The sequence below is a fragment of the Flexithrix dorotheae DSM 6795 genome (assembly GCF_000379765.1).
Taxonomy (GTDB): Bacteria; Bacteroidota; Bacteroidia; order Cytophagales; family Flammeovirgaceae; genus Flexithrix; species Flexithrix dorotheae.
Genome location: NZ_KB903465.1, coordinates 191073 through 206726, shown reverse-complemented (window position 1 = coordinate 206726; position 15654 = coordinate 191073). Strand labels below are relative to the sequence as shown.

Annotated in this window: 12 protein-coding genes; 7 read left to right on the top strand and 5 right to left on the bottom strand. The window is 37.0% G+C overall.

The genetic code is table 11. The features are described from left to right. The first annotated feature begins 256 nt into the window (after window positions 1–256). From A3EM_RS0127780 to A3EM_RS0127770, 3 genes are all read left to right on the top strand, one after another. Window positions 257–1639, top strand: coding sequence for a hypothetical protein (locus A3EM_RS0127780; protein WP_157638120.1), 1383 nt, complete (start codon window positions 257–259; stop codon window positions 1637–1639). A 75-nt stretch (window positions 1640–1714) separates the two neighbouring features. After that, window positions 1715–2845 carry a glycosyltransferase family 4 protein gene (locus A3EM_RS0127775; protein WP_020531524.1) on the top strand — a complete coding sequence of 377 codons (1131 nt, stop codon included), beginning with the start codon at window positions 1715–1717 and terminating at the stop codon, window positions 2843–2845. 197 nt (window positions 2846–3042) lie between these two features. Beyond that, a complete protein-coding gene (locus A3EM_RS0127770; protein ID WP_020531523.1) occupies window positions 3043–3693 on the top strand; it encodes a hypothetical protein in 651 nt (216 codons plus the stop codon). Window positions 3694–3697: 4 nt separating this feature from the next. Here A3EM_RS0127770 and A3EM_RS0127765 read toward each other — a convergent pair whose 3' ends face one another. From A3EM_RS0127765 to A3EM_RS0127745, 5 genes are all read right to left on the bottom strand, one after another. Next, window positions 3698–4210: a MepB family protein gene (locus A3EM_RS0127765; RefSeq protein WP_020531522.1), complete on the bottom strand. Its 513-nt coding sequence runs from the start codon at window positions 4208–4210 to the stop codon at window positions 3698–3700. A gap of 79 nt (window positions 4211–4289) precedes the next feature. Further along, on the bottom strand, window positions 4290–4481 hold the full coding sequence (locus A3EM_RS0127760) for a cold-shock protein (protein WP_020531521.1): 192 nt from the start codon (window positions 4479–4481) through the stop codon (window positions 4290–4292). Between the two features lie 318 nt (window positions 4482–4799). Then, complete coding sequence (locus A3EM_RS0127755) at window positions 4800–7166, bottom strand: ABC transporter permease (RefSeq protein WP_020531520.1); 2367 nt, start codon at window positions 7164–7166, stop codon at window positions 4800–4802. A gap of 93 nt (window positions 7167–7259) precedes the next feature. Next, window positions 7260–9710 (bottom strand): ABC transporter permease, encoded by a 2451-nt coding sequence (locus A3EM_RS0127750; RefSeq protein WP_020531519.1) that lies wholly within the window; start codon window positions 9708–9710, stop codon window positions 7260–7262. A gap of 9 nt (window positions 9711–9719) precedes the next feature. After that, window positions 9720–12116, bottom strand: a complete 2397-nt coding sequence (locus A3EM_RS0127745; RefSeq protein WP_020531518.1) for an ABC transporter permease — start codon at window positions 12114–12116, stop codon at window positions 9720–9722. Window positions 12117–12709: 593 nt separating this feature from the next. Between A3EM_RS0127745 and A3EM_RS0127735 the strand changes: the two genes are divergently transcribed. From A3EM_RS0127735 to A3EM_RS0127720, 4 genes are all read left to right on the top strand, one after another. Continuing rightward, entirely contained in the window at window positions 12710–13492 is a 783-nt protein-coding gene (locus A3EM_RS0127735; RefSeq protein ID WP_020531516.1) for an RNA polymerase sigma factor, read from the top strand. 187 nt (window positions 13493–13679) lie between these two features. After that, window positions 13680–14048, top strand: a complete 369-nt coding sequence (locus A3EM_RS0127730) for a nuclear transport factor 2 family protein (RefSeq protein ID WP_020531515.1) — start codon at window positions 13680–13682, stop codon at window positions 14046–14048. A 145-nt stretch (window positions 14049–14193) separates the two neighbouring features. Next, window positions 14194–14610, top strand: coding sequence for a DUF1761 domain-containing protein (locus tag A3EM_RS0127725; RefSeq protein ID WP_020531514.1), 417 nt, complete (start codon window positions 14194–14196; stop codon window positions 14608–14610). Window positions 14611–14756: 146 nt separating this feature from the next. Then, window positions 14757–15608, top strand: coding sequence for a mechanosensitive ion channel family protein (locus A3EM_RS0127720; RefSeq protein WP_020531513.1), 852 nt, complete (start codon window positions 14757–14759; stop codon window positions 15606–15608). Window positions 15609–15654: the final 46 nt, after the last annotated feature.

Genomic DNA, 15654 nt, shown 5'->3' with positions numbered 1-15654 from the left:
TCAGCCCTACCCTTAAAGATTTAACCCTTATTTAGTTAACACTTTAAAATTCAGTCAATCATTTTTTAATTATTTCTGATATTTACTATCTTAACAGACTACCAACATTTCATATCCTTCTTATCTAGCATAAAGTCGCCTTCAATATCAGTTTTATACAGGTCAATTACTAATTTGATTATACCCCAATAGCAACTACCATAACTATAAAATCCCATTAGGGATTCGTTTAAGATAAATTGAAACTATTACTATTATGCGACAGCGCATCATATTAGCCAGCTTGTTTATCATACTGCTCTCAACTGGTATGAGCTCATTTAACCCAGAGTTTTCCAATGAAATTTCATTGGGAGAAGCCGAGTTGAAAGCTTGCCAAATCAATAATTTCTCTGAATTTTTTCCGGCCAGGCAGCATCGAATTATCAAGGAAATTTATTTCTGGGAGAATGAATCATTAGACTTTAGAAAGGTGCCTAAGGAAGATCGTCTGCCTCATGGGTTGCTCAGGCTTACCGAAAAAGATCATGAAGTAAACGTAATTAATCCATCACCGTTTGGTCATACTTTTAAAAGTATTTGCTGGATTCCATCCATCGATTTATTCTATGAACTGATGATTGTGGCCCACCAGATGAAAGAAACTTATGGAACAAAACTTTGCCCGCCTCAGTCTATGATTCTGGCTTTGCTTGCCCACGAAACTTATATGAGAGATATTACAGGGGATGGAGGGCTTAGTATTGGGATGTGCCAGCTTTATCGGCCTTCAGCTCAGTTCATCACCAGTTTTTCTGCGAATAAATCTTTGTTTAATAAGCTGATTTATTTCGATGAAAAAGGGAATCATCATTTTTATAACCAGCGGGCCATGATAGAATTCATTTACCACTTTCTGATTTTGGAAAAAGGTTATTCAAATGCCACAAAAAGTGAGGCCATTACGGCTTACAATGGGGGAGGGAAAATGGCTAAAAAATACGGGAAACTGGTATTGATGAAAACGCTTTATTATGAAGCTTTAATAAGGGCATTCAAAGCTGATAGCCAGGAAGTAGCCGTTAAGGATTTACGGGCCTGGTCTGGTGAATCCTTAAAATATACTTACCTGAATACCGGATTTGGCAATCCGGAAACAGAATATCCTGTTGATCAGATTCAATTAACTGAAGAGGAAAGGAAAGAGCTGGAAGTTTTTAAATTTACGGTTTGCCAGTATGTGCTTGAATTAAAGACGAAATCCAGACCTGCTTCTCCCGGACTAATTATGTCCAGCCATCTGTTGGGAATGGAAAGGGGAATGAAGCTTAAAATAAATCCGGAAATTTTTAGGGAAGATGAAAAAGTGCTGAAAAAATATGTGTCAGAAGGATGTTTCTTTATACTCCAGGAAGACAGAACTGTTTTTTCTTATCTAAAGGATAATACATTTAAAGTGGTAACTGAACAAAATCCCTATCATTTTTACTATTACCATAACGGGTTTGAAGCTCACTTGCCTGATGAGGCTGCCATCAAAAACAAACTAAAATATGGCAAGGTAATCATGTGTACAGCCGAAGCCGGGGATACAATTTTTGTGGATAGGGGAATTCCCATTTATCAAATTGCTGCTTCCAATATCCATCCAGATAATTGATAGCATTTTTCGTAGAAATCTGTATTTTCCAAAAATTTTGTGAATTTTTGAGACTTCAACACTAATGACACAAAATTGGAAGAGAAAAAGCAAATTCGTCTGTTGTGGATTACCGAAAATTATTATCCAAGTCGGGGTGGAATGGCACAATCCTGTGATCGGATTACCAGTGGTTTAAGAAATGCCGGGATTATAGTAGACATCATCCATTTTACCAACCGAAGAAAGCCATTCGAACCTGAAGTTCAACAAAACGGGTTGTATCTGGCCTGTCCGATGGAAGAGGACACTTCGCATACCTTTAATCGTTTGTGGAATTATTTTTCCCGTCCGGGGTTTTTAAAGGATTATACCCATTTGGTAGCCTTTGGAGGATTTTTGCCAATTGCCTGTGGTCCTGTTTTTTCAAAATGGTCCGGAATTCCTTTGGTGACTATGATCAGAGGGAATGATTTTGATCATGCCATATTTGCCCCAAGAAAGCAACTTTTATTGAAAGAGGCATTGGAGAAGGCTGTTTGTAATTGTGTAGTCAGTAAAGATAAAGCCCAAAAAATTGGGAAAACCTATGAAAACCTGAATGTGGTTTATACTCCAAATGGAATATCACTGGAAGACTGGCAACCTTTAAAAAGTGATTATTACCAGGCAGAACAATGGAAATTGCAGGAGGTAGAAGAGGATAAAAAAGTGATTGGTTTATTTGGACATTTGAAATCCAAAAAAGGGATAGCCTTTTTCATTGAGGCTTTAAAGTTTTCCAGAAAAAAAGATCACCTTCATCTGATGATAGTGGGGGAACTGGATGAGGCTATACAGGAAAAACTGGTAGAGGAGGAAATCAGCCACACCATTTTGCCTTTTCTCGACAGGTTTGAATTGCTGAGCTATTATCCAGCCTGTGATGCCATAGCCATCCCTTCTTTTTACGATGGCATGCCGAATGTTTTGCTGGAGGCCGGGGCCTTGGGAGTTCCTGTGTTGGCTTCTAATGTGGATGGCATGAAGGATGTTTTGGAAAAAGATTTCTCTGACTGGCTTTTTCATCCTGGTGATATTCAGGGATGTGCAAAGGTTTTGGTGAATTTCCTTCAGTCAACTAAAGTACAATTATTGGAAAGTGGAAAATCTTTGAGTAATTTAATAGGAAGGGAATTTACCCTTGAAAAAGAAATTGCAAACTATCTGGAAATTTTCCGATTTTAACATATTGCTGTGATCCTAAAAATAGTTAAAGGACGCCTCAGCAGGGTCTGCATTTTGGCGACCCTGCGTTCAGTTTAGCACTCTGCCAAGTTGCAGGGTCTCCCTGAAGAGAAGACCCTGCAAAGAAAGAAAAATAGAGTACTTTTATTAACAAATACCGCAATCCGGTATAATCAGAATATTATTAATAATCAACCATGAGAAAATTTATTTGTTCGGCTTTAAAATTATCAGTAATATCTATAGTTGCTTTTATTCTTCTTTCGGCTTGTCAGTCGGAAAACAAAACGGAAAGGACATCTGAAAATTCGGCTACAGTACCAGTTTCGGAAGCTCCGGTGGTAGAAAATATCCTCATTAAAAATAAAAAAGAAAATGAAAGTTGTGAATTGGTTTTGGGAAACGAAATCAGTTTTGAGTGGAAAGGAAATCTGTATACTTCCAAATTGAAGGGAGAAAAAAGAAAATATTATGATTCTGATAATGCGCAATTGGCAGAAGTGAAAATAGGGGATGACGGTTTTAAAGTTCGAGGTCCGGGTGGAAATTTGCTTTGGAAAATCAAGATTTCCTCAACCAAAATAAAAATCAGTGACAATGAAGAAAATGAAAATCCTTATGAAATAAAATTGGGAGAAGGTGATAAAGTGAAAATGAAAAGGAACGAAACTGAGATTGGGAATGCCCGGATTCGGCAGGGGGAAGGAAAAATTGAAGTCAGTTCCGGAAACTTGGTTTTTGATGTACAAAATACGAGTCATCCGCAAGTTTATAATGTGTTGTTAATTGAGGAAATGCCTGATTTGGTGAAGTTTATAGTGATTGGGGAATTATTGAAGTGGGAGTAAAATTTTAAGAAAGTAGCATTTTCAAACCTTCTTGTTCAATCTGGTTACCAAAATCAACAAAATGCTGTAATTGCCATTCCTGAGTTTTTTGTGCTTGTTTGTTCGTAGTAATATCCCAGGGTGGGTAAACCCGAAATCCTCTTTTCCCTTCTTTGGCTGGTGTGGATATTATACCCTGTTTTACCAAAATAGATTTAGGGAATAGAAAAAGTCCATGGGAATCATTTTTCCTGGTGGCGATAATGACAAAATCAAAATGCTCATTGAGGTGATATGGGGCAATCGGGCCATTTTCTGTCCTTTTCCAAAGAGTTACAAACTGTCCTGCTTTAGTCGGAGTAATTTTAGCTTTTCTGTAAAGGATCTTAAATCCTTTTAATTCGAAATTTAGGGCTTCGTATTCCCTGCTTTCCTGTTCAATTATCAGATTTTGTACAGACTGTGGGTATTGCTTAAACAGTCTTTCCTTGATCAGGGAAAAAGTTTCTGGAAGGTCTTCAATATTTGATTTGGTCATGAGGAGAAATTGCGGGAATAAAAAAGCCTGTCATATTGGATATGACAGGCTTACCGGTGTAAATTTATAACTGTAATTACTAGATTACTTTTACATTTACTGCGTTCAATCCTTTTTTCCCCTCTTCCACGTCATAGCTTACTTTATCGCCTTCAGCTATGTCATCAGTTAAACCATTGATGTGCACAAAAACGTCTCTACCACCTTCTTCTGGAGTGATAAATCCGTAACCTTTAGAATTGTTGAAAAATTTTACTGTTCCTTTACTCATGATTATAAATTAAAATGAGCGCTAAAGGTACGGTTTAAAAACCACATTAAATAATCTAAAATAAAAATTTCCACTTTTTATCCTATAAGATTTTATAAAACTACAATTTTTTAGAAAGTTTGATTAAAAACAGACTCAAAATCTAAGAATATTATCTTAATTTTTTTGTTTTTAATATTCTTGCCAATATTGGGTCTGCAGTCGGAGCAAAGATTTACGAATGAAACTAATATTTAAGCCAGAATGGATCAAATTGAAAAAACTGGGTCACTGAAGAAAATCCTTACTTGAAATAATAATAAATAAATTAATATTTCCTCACTCACTTTTTAAAGACTTGGCCGGGTTGGTGGTGGCGGCTTTTAGGCTTTGTCCGCTTACCGCCAGTATTGCCAATAAAACTACCAAAACTCCCGGTACGGCAAAGTACCAGTATTCCAAATCAATCTTGAAAGCAAATTCACTCAGCCATTCGCTCAGGAAGTAATTGGCTACCGGAATGGCTATGATAAAGGCAATCAGAATCAGTTTTAAATATTCCTTGGATAAAAGCACCAGAATGCTGGGAATGGTTGCACCCAGTACTTTCCTTATGCCTATTTCCTTCACCCGTTGCTGGGCATTGAAAGTGGCTAAACCCAACAATCCAAGGCAGGAGATAAAAACGGCCAGAAAGGCAAAGTAGCTGACCAGTTTATTCATTATGGTTTCTGTTCGGTATAGTTTATTATATTCATCATCAAGGAATTTGTACTCAAAAGGGAAGGAGGGGAAATATGCTTCCTGAATTCCCTTCAATGCACTAATACCCTCCTGTGATTGACCAGCTGCAAGCCTAACAATAATTTGCCAATGGGCCTGGTCTATTCGAACAATTAGCGGCTGGATTTCTGAGTAAATAGATCCTGAGTGAAAATCTTTAATGACACCAATAATCTGTCCCTTCTTGCCCCACATATCTAATTCTTTCCCTATAGGATTCTCCAGTCCCATTGCTTTTACAGAGGCCTCATTAATCAGGTAATTTGAAGAATCCGTTTTTAATGCTTTTGAGAAAGCTCTTCCTGCTACCATTTCCATTCCCATGGTTTCTACAAAATCAAAGTCGGTCCAGATATGTTTGAACTCTACCTCCAGGTTATCGGGTTTTCCTTCCCATTTTATACCTCCGGCTGAACTACCAACACTAATAGGATTCGAATTGGCAGCGGTTACACTCAATACTCCCGTTTGGTTAATAAGATTGTTTTTGATTGTTTCATAATGTTCGTAGGCATTGCCATAAATGGGGAAAAGAACCAGATTTTCTTTTTCGAGTCCTAAGTTCCTGTCCATGATAAAGATCACCTGCTGATAGACCACCAAAGTACCAATGATCATCACAATGGATAAGAAGAATTGCATAACCACAAGGCCTTTTCTTAAAAAGCCAGCCCCTGATTTTTGGGAACTATTACCTTTTAATACTTTAACTGGTTGATAACCAGAAATGAAGAATGCAGGATAGGAACCTGAAATAATTCCGGTAACTGCCCAAATTACAATTCCTGCAATCCAGTATTTAGTGTCCAGGAATTCTAGTGTGAGTTGTTTTTGGGTAAGTTCATTAAAAACTGGTAAAAGGAAATAGGTAAGTATGATTGCCAAAAGCATGGCCAGAAAGGTGAGGAAAAGAGATTCTCCCAGAAATTGAAAAACCAGTGATTTTCTCCCTGCTCCAATGGCTTTTTTAATTCCTACTTCTTTGGCTCGTAGGGCTGCCCTGGCAGTGGCCAGGTTCATAAAATTAATACAAGCCAACAAAAGGACCATTAAAGCTACTACAGAAAAAATTTGGATATATTCTATTCGTCCGCCTACATTTTTTCCATTCTCAAAATTTCCTTTCAGGTAAAGGTTTTCGAAAGGATAAACAAAGGCATGACTATCCATTTCATTATCTTCCCGATGTTCTTTGATGATGCTTTCAATTTTTTTATTAAACACCTCTTTTTCAGTGCCTTCCTTTAATAATATAAACATGGGATTATTGTAATTTCCCCATTCTTCGTTCCATGGTCTGGTTTCAATATTATAGTCCATTGTTAAAATATAATCAAACTGAAGGGAGGACGTTTTTGGTGGATTTTTAATAATAGCTGAAATGTTCAGGTTATCTTTTTGATTGAACTGGATATTTGTTCCGATAAGCGCCTCTACTGGATTGCCTTTTGATAGTTTTTGGGCAAATTTTTCAGAAATGACCACATTATATTTTTCTGAAAGGGCACTTTCTTTATTACCATGAATAAGAGGGAAACTAAATATTTTGAAAAAATCTTTACCCGCATAAATTCCATTTTCTCTGTAGTTTTCTTCTCCTTCCGAGAATAATCCGGGCTCTGAATTCGTAACGAAAGATACCTTATCCACCTCCGGGTATTCTTTTTTAAGTATTTCCTGCAATGGATAGGGTGCAGTTTGCCAGGTATTGATTCCGCCCCCCGGATAATGCATATTGAACATTATTCTATAAATATTATCTCCGTTTTTATGGAATTTATCCATGCTAATTTCATCGTTTAGCCAAAGAGAGATGACCAGACTACAAGCCAGACCAAGTGCCAAACCGGAAATATTAATCAGGCTGAAAATCTTTTGTCTGTAAAGATTTCTGTATGCGATTATGAAGAAATTTTTTAACATGCAATTATATCTTAAACAAGTGATTGGACAGAAATAACTAACTTATAAATTGCCTCCCGAAGTGGAACTCTGATACTTAGATTTAAAACTACCTCATTCACTCCTTAGAGAATCTGTTGGATTGGCAATGGCAGCTTTTATACTTTGACCAAAGACAGAAGCTATAGCAATGCATAATACTATGATGCCTGGAATGGCGAATAGCCACCACTCTATGTCAATTTTGTAGGCGAAATTATCCAACCAGTCGGTGATGAAATAATTGGCTACCGGGATAGCAATTACAAATCCGATCAGAATCAGTTTTAGAAATTCTTTGGAAAGCAAAACCAAAATGCTGGCAATCGAAGCGCCTAAAACCTTCCTGATGCCGATTTCCTTATTTCGTTGCACCACCATATAGGAAGTGAGCCCAATTAAACCCAGGCAGGCTATAAAAATAGTCAGGCTGCTGAACAGAATAAATACTTTCCCAAAGAAAACATCTTCACTGTAAAGCTGGTTAAACCGATTCTCCAAAAAGAAATATTCGAAGGCATTTCCGGGGAAATAGGTTTTAAATTTATCTTCGATCAATGCCATGGTTTCTGCCCTGTGTTCCCGATTAATTTTGAAAGTAAAATAGTGACTTGTACTGTAAAGTGGGACAAAAACAAAAGGCTCAATACCATATTTTAAGGATTGCTGGTGGTAGTCTTCAATCACTCCGATGATCTCCCAGTCTCTGGTCCACAAATTCAATTCTTTTCCAATAGCCGCTTCTTTCGATTCAAAACCAAACAGCTTTACCGCAGACTCATTCAGGATCACTTTATTCACTTTGGTATAGTCCGGATCCGGGTCATTTTCATGGAAATTTCTGCCTGCTAGAATCTCCACACCGAATAGGTCGAAGTAGTTAAAATCTACATTTTTGAAACTGACCATATTCGTTTCATCATCGGAAGCTCCTTTGCGTTTTACATTGAATGCTCTTCCGGTTCTTTCCCCTGCCACATTATTGGTAGTGGCCGCATTTTTTATGTTGTGGTAACCTGCCAACTCATTCTTAAAAGTATTGGATCTTTCAATAAATGTAGAATCCCATGAAGTGAGAGAGGGTCCGTCTACCACCACTACTTCTTCAATGTTGATACCCAAATCTTGTTTCTGCATAAAATCCACCTGATGAAAGACCGCCAAAGTCGCCATAATAAGGCCGGTGGAAACCATGAACTGACCAATTACCAAAAATTTTCTCAATACTTTACCCTTAGGAGAAAACCTGAATTTGCCCTTCAAAATAGCCACGGGTTTGAAGGAGGATAAAACAAGAGAGGGATAAAAACCCGAAAGTAAAGTACCAGTTATCCAGACCAAAAACAGGGATACGGGAATAAACCATCCGGCAAAATTACCGGCATATAAAACACTGATAGAGAGAGGAAACCCTAATAAATTATTATAAAGTGGCTGGATCAGATAGATTATTATAATGGCTATTGCCAGTGCAATGAAATTTACAATTAGTGCTTCTCCCAAAAATTGAAATATTAACTGGGTTTTCCTGGCCCCAATTACTTTTCGCACACCCACTTCTTTGGCTCTTTCCATAGCCCTGGCGGTGGATAAATTGATGTAATTGATCCAGGCAATTACCATAATCAGGATAGAAATTAAGAAAAGAATTTTGACGGTTTTGCCATTGCCCACCTCACCTATTTCATATTCAAAGTCTGATTGTAGCCGTACTTCTTCCAGTGGTTGAATGGAAAACTTTTCAAAAGTTCCGGTGAGTTCATCTCCCTTAAAATGCCTTTGGCTAAATGCCGGAAGTTTGGCTTCAAGGGTTGTTGGGTCAGTACCTTCCCTAAGTTGGATATAATGCCAGAAATCTGAAGCATTATAACTTCTGTCTGCTTCCGGCCACCAGTTGATAAGGGTAACATAAGGTACCAGGCAGTCGAATTTTAGGTGGGAATTTTGGGGTGGATTTTCTATAATCCCTGTAATTTTAAATGGTGTTTTATCTCTTCCAAATCCTATGGTTTTTCCAATAACCTCAGGTGTTTCTTCCTCTTCTATTTCAAATATCTTTTGGGCTAATTTAGTAGTGAGAATGATATTATTTTTATCAGAAAGTGCAGTGTTGGGATCACCGGCTTTCATTTTAAAAGAGAACATTTCCAGAAAAGTAGTGTCTACAAATAGTCCGTTGTCTTTTGTGAGAATTTTATCTTCATGTGTGATGGCAAAACCAAAAATTGGTGCCACTCTGGTATTGCTCACCACTTCCGGGAAATCCTCTTTTAGGCCGGGCCCTATTCCTGAATAGGTGATTGTGCCATGCTGGATGAGTTGTTCACCTTCATATCTGTCATTAATTACCCTATAGATATCGGATTTTTTCTTGTGAAATGAATCGAAACTGTATTCAAAAACCACATATTCCAGAATTAGAAACCCTGAAACTAATCCGACTACCAATCCGGTAATGTTGATGAAGGAAAAGGCTTTTTTCCTTAAAAGACTTCTGTAGGCAAGTTTGATATAGTTCTTAAACATATTTTGTTTTTACTCGTTTCTCAATGATTTTGTAGGGTTGGTAAGTGCTGCCTTCATGCTCTGGCCTAAAACTGAAATAAGAGCAATTGTAAGTACAATAATTCCCGGAAGTGCAAACAACCACCAAGTAATATCGATTTTGTAAGCAAAGTTTTTTAGCCACTCCGTAAGGATATAATTGGCCACTGGCAGGGCAATAATAAAAGCCAGTACAATCAGCTTAAAGTATTCCTCTGAAAGCATGAGGAGGATACTGGAAACTTTTGCACCTAAAACCTTCCTTATCCCTATCTCCTTGGTTTTCAGACTGGCAGAGTAAGCTGTAAGTCCCGTTAGCCCCAGGCAGGAAATGAAAATAACCAGCATAGAAAATATGGTGAATAGTCCGGCAAATTGCTTTTCCAATTGATATTGCCGATTGAAAAATTCATCAAGGAAAAAATATTCGAATGGACTGCCGGGAAATAATTCTTTATAACCAGCTTCCAATTGGGAAAGCGTTTCGTTTATTTTTCCTCCCTGAATTTTTACAGAATAATAATTCAGGACATAGCCACAAGAAAAAAGGGTTGGCTGGATGGCACTTTTCGGACTCTCCTGATGGAAATCTTCTACCAGTCCGATTATTTCTCCCTGTGCCAGAAATTCGCCCACAATATCTTCAGGGTTTTCAAATCCAAGTAATTTTGCTCCCGATTTATTGATTATCCATTTGTCTCTGGTGGGTTTTTCAAACTGCCTGCCTTTTAATAATTCGATGTTGAAGTGCTGGAAATAATCCTTGTCTACGCTCAGCATTTTGAATGCGCCCGAAGCATCTGAATCTTTTAGGCTAATGTTGTTGTCGAACCAGAAAATTTCTTCTCCGGGTATGGCATTACTTCCACTGGCACTCTGGATTCCTGCTATTTGTAAGGCTTTTTGTTTGAATGCTTCTATGTCATTTTCGTGTTTGTAGCTATAAACTTTTGGCGGTTTTATCACTAAAACCTGATCCATTTCAAAACCTAATGATCTGTTTTGTAAATAGTTAAGTTGTGAACTGATCACAAAAGTACCAATGAGAAACAGGATGGACAGGGCAAACTGGAAAACAGTAAGCATTTTTTTCAATCCCATGCTCCTGCCTTTTGGGGTTCCTATTCCCTTCAATACTTTTACCGGATTGAATTTGGAAATGATAAATGCCGGATAATAAGCACTTCCTAAAATTAACAAAATCAAAAACCCCAGGTACAGCAACCACCTATCGGAGTTTTGGAAGTTAAATTGGTGGATATCCACACTGAAATTTTCGCTAAAAACAGTTCTGACTAAATAGATAATGCCTATTGCCAAAACAATGGCAATTATGTTTAAAAGTATGGCTTCAAGTAAAAATTGGGTAACTATTTGATAGCGAAAAGCTCCTGAAACTTTCCTGATCCCAATTTCTTTTGAGCGATTGAATGACTTTACCACTGATAAATTGATGTAATTCAGGTAGGCAATAACCAAAATGAAAACACATAAAAGGCTAAGGAAATAAATGTTGTAGGCACTTCCTCCAATTTCTGCTTCATGACCTGATGCTTTATTTAAATGAATAGATTCGATCGGCTGGAGATTATATCGCCAGAAGTAGCTTTTATCTCCCCATTCGGCTTCCTTCATTTTATTGACCACCTTGTCAAAATCCTGTTCTAATTTTTTATGATCGGATTTTGGATTTAGCCTGATGTAGGTATATGTCTGGTTCCAAAGCCAATCCCGGTCGAATTGATGCCCGACAAATTGAAAAAGTGTAGGATAGGAAATAAGTACGCCTGGTTTTAAATGGGTATTTTCTGGTAAATCTTTGAACACTCCACTTACGGTAAATTCTGCTCCTCCATCCAGGTTTTTAGCGTTTATTTCCACTGTTTTCCCAATTGGATCGGTTTCTCCAAATAATTGCCTGGCTTCCGCCTCACTGATAAGAATTTTAAAGGGATCTGACAACATGGTGGCTCTATCTCCCTGTTTTAACTCGAAGGAAAACAAGTTGAAAAAGCAGGAATCTCCTAAATAAATATTTCGAATGGATGTGGCATTTTCCTGATGACTCAAAATGCCATCGGGCCCTAAAACCACCATTCTGGTCATTGCTTCCACTTCGGGGAAGTTTTCTATCAATAATGAGCCTACTATTGGGGAAACTAATGAACTTTCGCTTTCCTTATTTCCATTTTTGTAAAATTCTATATTGGTCCTGTAAATGTTGGCTGATCTGTCATGAAATTTATCATAACTCATTTCAAAACTGATGTACTGAAAAAGTAGGAGGGAAGCCGCCATTGCCAGCCCCAATCCGGCCAAATTGAGTAGGGAAAAAAATCTGTTTTTAATGAGGTTTCTAATGGCTATCTTCAGGTAATTGCTCCACATCTTTGAATCTTTATTTTTGGATTAAAGTAAAAATTCAGGATTTTTTCCTGAATTCCCAATACTTTGCAGTAAGGTGAAAGAATTCTGCAGCAAGCATGCTGCTTGACCCGCTTATTGAGATTCTTCAGTTTGCTTGATTAAGGTTTGTGGTTTACTGGCATATGAGGTTTTAACTAATATTCAGTGTTTTAATATGTTTAATTTTAAAACTCAGCTCATTTTTCAAGGTGAAAAATAGACTCATAGTGACTTTCTCCCTCGGTGAGGGGGTTAGGGGTAGGTTTAAATATATTTCAATTCATAATACAAAAACCTGTTAGGTTCTTTAAGTGTCCAAAAAGGAATAATTATTTTTAGGGAAAACCTGAAAAATCAGCAAAAAAATAAATAACTTTATCTATCTTCAATACTGAAGAATTCCACAATAAATATAGCGAGCTGATGATTTTGCAGGCTATCAGTTTGTTTCAATTCCACACAAGCTACCATTAATAATCTTTAAATTCAGGATTGCTAAAATTCTTGTCAGATCAAAATCTGATGGATTATCCATTTTATCTCTAGTGTTGTTTAATTTAAATACTAACTCAACCATGAATGCACTTCAACAATACCAGAATGAGTTTGTTTCTTTTCAGCCGGCCCTCAAAGCTTTTATTTACCGACTGGTGGCTCATCATCAGGATATGGAAGATATTGTGCAGGATACCTACATCAGGGCATTCAAAAATATAGAGGCTTTTAAGGGAAATTCTACATTTAAAACCTGGGTTTTTTCTATCGCTGCCAATAGGGCTAAGGACCATTTAAGAAGTCAGTCCAGGTGGAAAGAAGATTATCAGGATAATTGCAGAACTGCTACATACACCTCTAAGGAATTACAACAAACCATGGCCAATATTTCCCAAAATTCTCCCCATGGCAAATTCGATTTTAAGGAGCATATAGATTATTGCTTTACTTGTATGTCAAAAACTTTACTGTTGGAAGAACAGGTTTGTATTATTCTGAAGGAGATTTATGCCTTTAAAGTGAGTGAAATTATGGAAATCGTCAATCTCACAGAAGGTAAAGTAAAACATGCCCTGGCCAATGCCCGGAAAAGGTTTTTAAAAATTTTTGAAGGAAGATGTGCACTTATACATAAAAATGGTGTGTGTCATCAGTGCACAGAGCTTAATGGTATCTTCAATCCGCAACAGGCTGCAGCAGAAGAACTCATGAAAATAAAAATGGTGAAAGAGCGGGAAAATTCCGATATTGAAAAACTCCTGGATTTGAGATTTGAATTGGTAAGCAAGATTGACCCTATAAATGCCAAAGGATTCGATTTACACAACTACATGCTGGAAACCTTGCCAGCGCATTCTGCCTGATTAAATAAAATTACAACCGGCTTTAATATTGACACTGTAAAGGAAACTTACTTTTTGTATCAAAAAGGTAAAGGTATAAGTGTCTGATTATCAGTTGATAATTGATTTATTCTGGTTTTCGTCCGTTTTTTTGTCCACAATCGTCTAACTAATATATATTTTTTCAAACTTAATTTTTATAAAAATTATGAACACTAATGAAGTTGCCCAAAAACTAGTAAATTTTTGTCGAAAAGGACAGTATACCGAGGCTCAGGATGAGCTTTATTCGAAGGATATTGTCAGTATAGAACCCAAAGGTACTCCAACGGAAAGAGCCGAAGGCATAGCAGCCATAAAGGCTAAAGCCGAACAATGGTCCAGTATGGTGGAGGAAGTTCACAGTAATGTAATATCTGATCCTGTGATAGCAGGAAATTTTTTCTCTATTGCCATGAAAACGGAGGCAACATTTAAGGGAATGGGCAGGCAGACCATGGAAGAAGTTTGTGTTTATGAAGTGAAAAATGGAAAAGTGGTTACAGAGCAGTTTTTCTTTACTCCGGCACCAATGTAATCACTAAATTTTCTTCAAATGAAAAGGTAAAGTCGATTAGTTTTTGATTTGTTTTTTTATTATCTTATTAAAAATCAGTACATTAAAACTTAAAAACTAAGCTTTACCTCTTCTTTATTTATTAACAAACCAAACTTTAAAAATTATGGAATTATCGAACATTAATTACCTTGCGGTAGGGGTGGCAGCCCTTGCCAGTTTTGCCTTAGGGGCACTATGGTATAGTCCTGTGTTGTTTGGAAAAGCCTGGCAAAATGAATTGGGCTTTACCGATGAATACCTTCAGGAAGGCAATATGGCAAAAATTTTTGGATCGAGCTTCTTGCTTATGATCCTGATGGCTTTTGGAATGGGAATGTTATTGCAGGGACACGGAGAGCCTGTAATCGGATGGCAGGGGGGATTAATTCATGGGCTTGTAGTAGGCTTTTTCTTTGTAGGTACTTCTATGGGAATCAACTTACTTTATCAGCGCAAATCCTTTATTCTTTGGCTTATAGATGCGGGTTACCAAATTATTTTTCTTGGTATTATGGGAATTATAATAGGTGCCTGGAGTTGAATTTTTCAAACAAAATTTTTCGAACCTTGTCTTATAAAAGGCAGGGTTTTTTGTTTTCGTGAGTGACTAAATCATATATTTTCGTCTTAGTAAGATTAGTATTAAATTACAGTTAGTTCTAAAATTTTTTCAATAGTGAGTATGATATGATTGAGCAAATAAGAGAGATTCTGGAAATGGATCTTATTCGTGTGGCAGAATATAGTTTTTCAGTTTACGATTTGCTGAAGCTGTTTTTCTACTTCCTGGTAGGCAAAGGGATTCTATGGATTTTGAAGCAAAGCCTGAAAAAATATTGGAAATTTAAGGACCTTGATCAGGGTTCTCAATATGCATTATATCAGATTCTAAAATATATTATTTGGGTTATAATTACTGTACTTGCCCTGGAGTCGATAGGGGTGAAAGTGACCATTTTAGTGGCTGGCTCGGCCGCTTTATTAGTGGGGATTGGGTTGGGTGTTCAGCAAACGTTTAATGATTTTTTTTCTGGGATTTTATTATTGGTAGAAGGTTCAATAAAAGTAGGGGATGTTTTGGAGGTAGATGATGAGGTAGTAAGGGTAAAAAGAATTGGATTAAGAACTTCCATTGTGGAAAACAGAGAGGAAATAATAATAATTCTTCCAAACTCTAAAATTGTAACCGATAAGGTGATCAACTGGAGTCATAATGTAAAAATTGCCAGGTTTTCATTTATTGTTGGGGTGAGTTATGGCACTGATGAGGATTTAGTAATTCGGATATTAAAGGAGGTAGCAAAAGGACATACGGCCGTAATGCAGGAAAAGGAGCCTATTGTCCGGTTGAATAGTTTTGGGGATTCTTCTTTAAACTTTGAGTTGATGTTCTGGACCAGGGAAATGTTTAGAGTTGAACAGATTAAAAGTGATATGAGACTTAAAATACTCAAAAAGTTTAGGGATCAGAAAGTGGTTATTCCATTCCCACAAAGAGATTTACATTTAAAAAGTACCAATATAAGTTTTAAAGAATAGATTGAATATTTTATAACAGATGAATTTAAAATAATTATTAACTCAA

Excerpts from the sequence above, each read along its gene's own strand:
- A3EM_RS0127780 (WP_157638120.1), top strand. The coding sequence starts at position 257 with ATGCGACAGCGCATCATATTAGCCAGCTTGTTTATCATACTGCTCTCA.
- A3EM_RS0127770 (WP_020531523.1), top strand. The coding sequence starts at position 3,043 with ATGAGAAAATTTATTTGTTCGGCTTTAAAATTATCAGTAATATCTATA.
- A3EM_RS0127765 (WP_020531522.1), bottom strand. The coding sequence starts at position 4,210 with ATGACCAAATCAAATATTGAAGACCTTCCAGAAACTTTTTCCCTGATC.
- A3EM_RS0127760 (WP_020531521.1), bottom strand. The coding sequence starts at position 4,481 with ATGAGTAAAGGAACAGTAAAATTTTTCAACAATTCTAAAGGTTACGGA.
- A3EM_RS0127755 (WP_020531520.1), bottom strand. The coding sequence starts at position 7,166 with ATGTTAAAAAATTTCTTCATAATCGCATACAGAAATCTTTACAGACAA.
- A3EM_RS0127750 (WP_020531519.1), bottom strand. The coding sequence starts at position 9,710 with ATGTTTAAGAACTATATCAAACTTGCCTACAGAAGTCTTTTAAGGAAA.
- A3EM_RS0127745 (WP_020531518.1), bottom strand. The coding sequence starts at position 12,116 with ATGTGGAGCAATTACCTGAAGATAGCCATTAGAAACCTCATTAAAAAC.
- A3EM_RS0127735 (WP_020531516.1), top strand. The coding sequence starts at position 12,710 with ATGAATGCACTTCAACAATACCAGAATGAGTTTGTTTCTTTTCAGCCG.
- A3EM_RS0127730 (WP_020531515.1), top strand. The coding sequence starts at position 13,680 with ATGAACACTAATGAAGTTGCCCAAAAACTAGTAAATTTTTGTCGAAAA.
- A3EM_RS0127725 (WP_020531514.1), top strand. The coding sequence starts at position 14,194 with ATGGAATTATCGAACATTAATTACCTTGCGGTAGGGGTGGCAGCCCTT.
- A3EM_RS0127720 (WP_020531513.1), top strand. The coding sequence starts at position 14,757 with ATGATTGAGCAAATAAGAGAGATTCTGGAAATGGATCTTATTCGTGTG.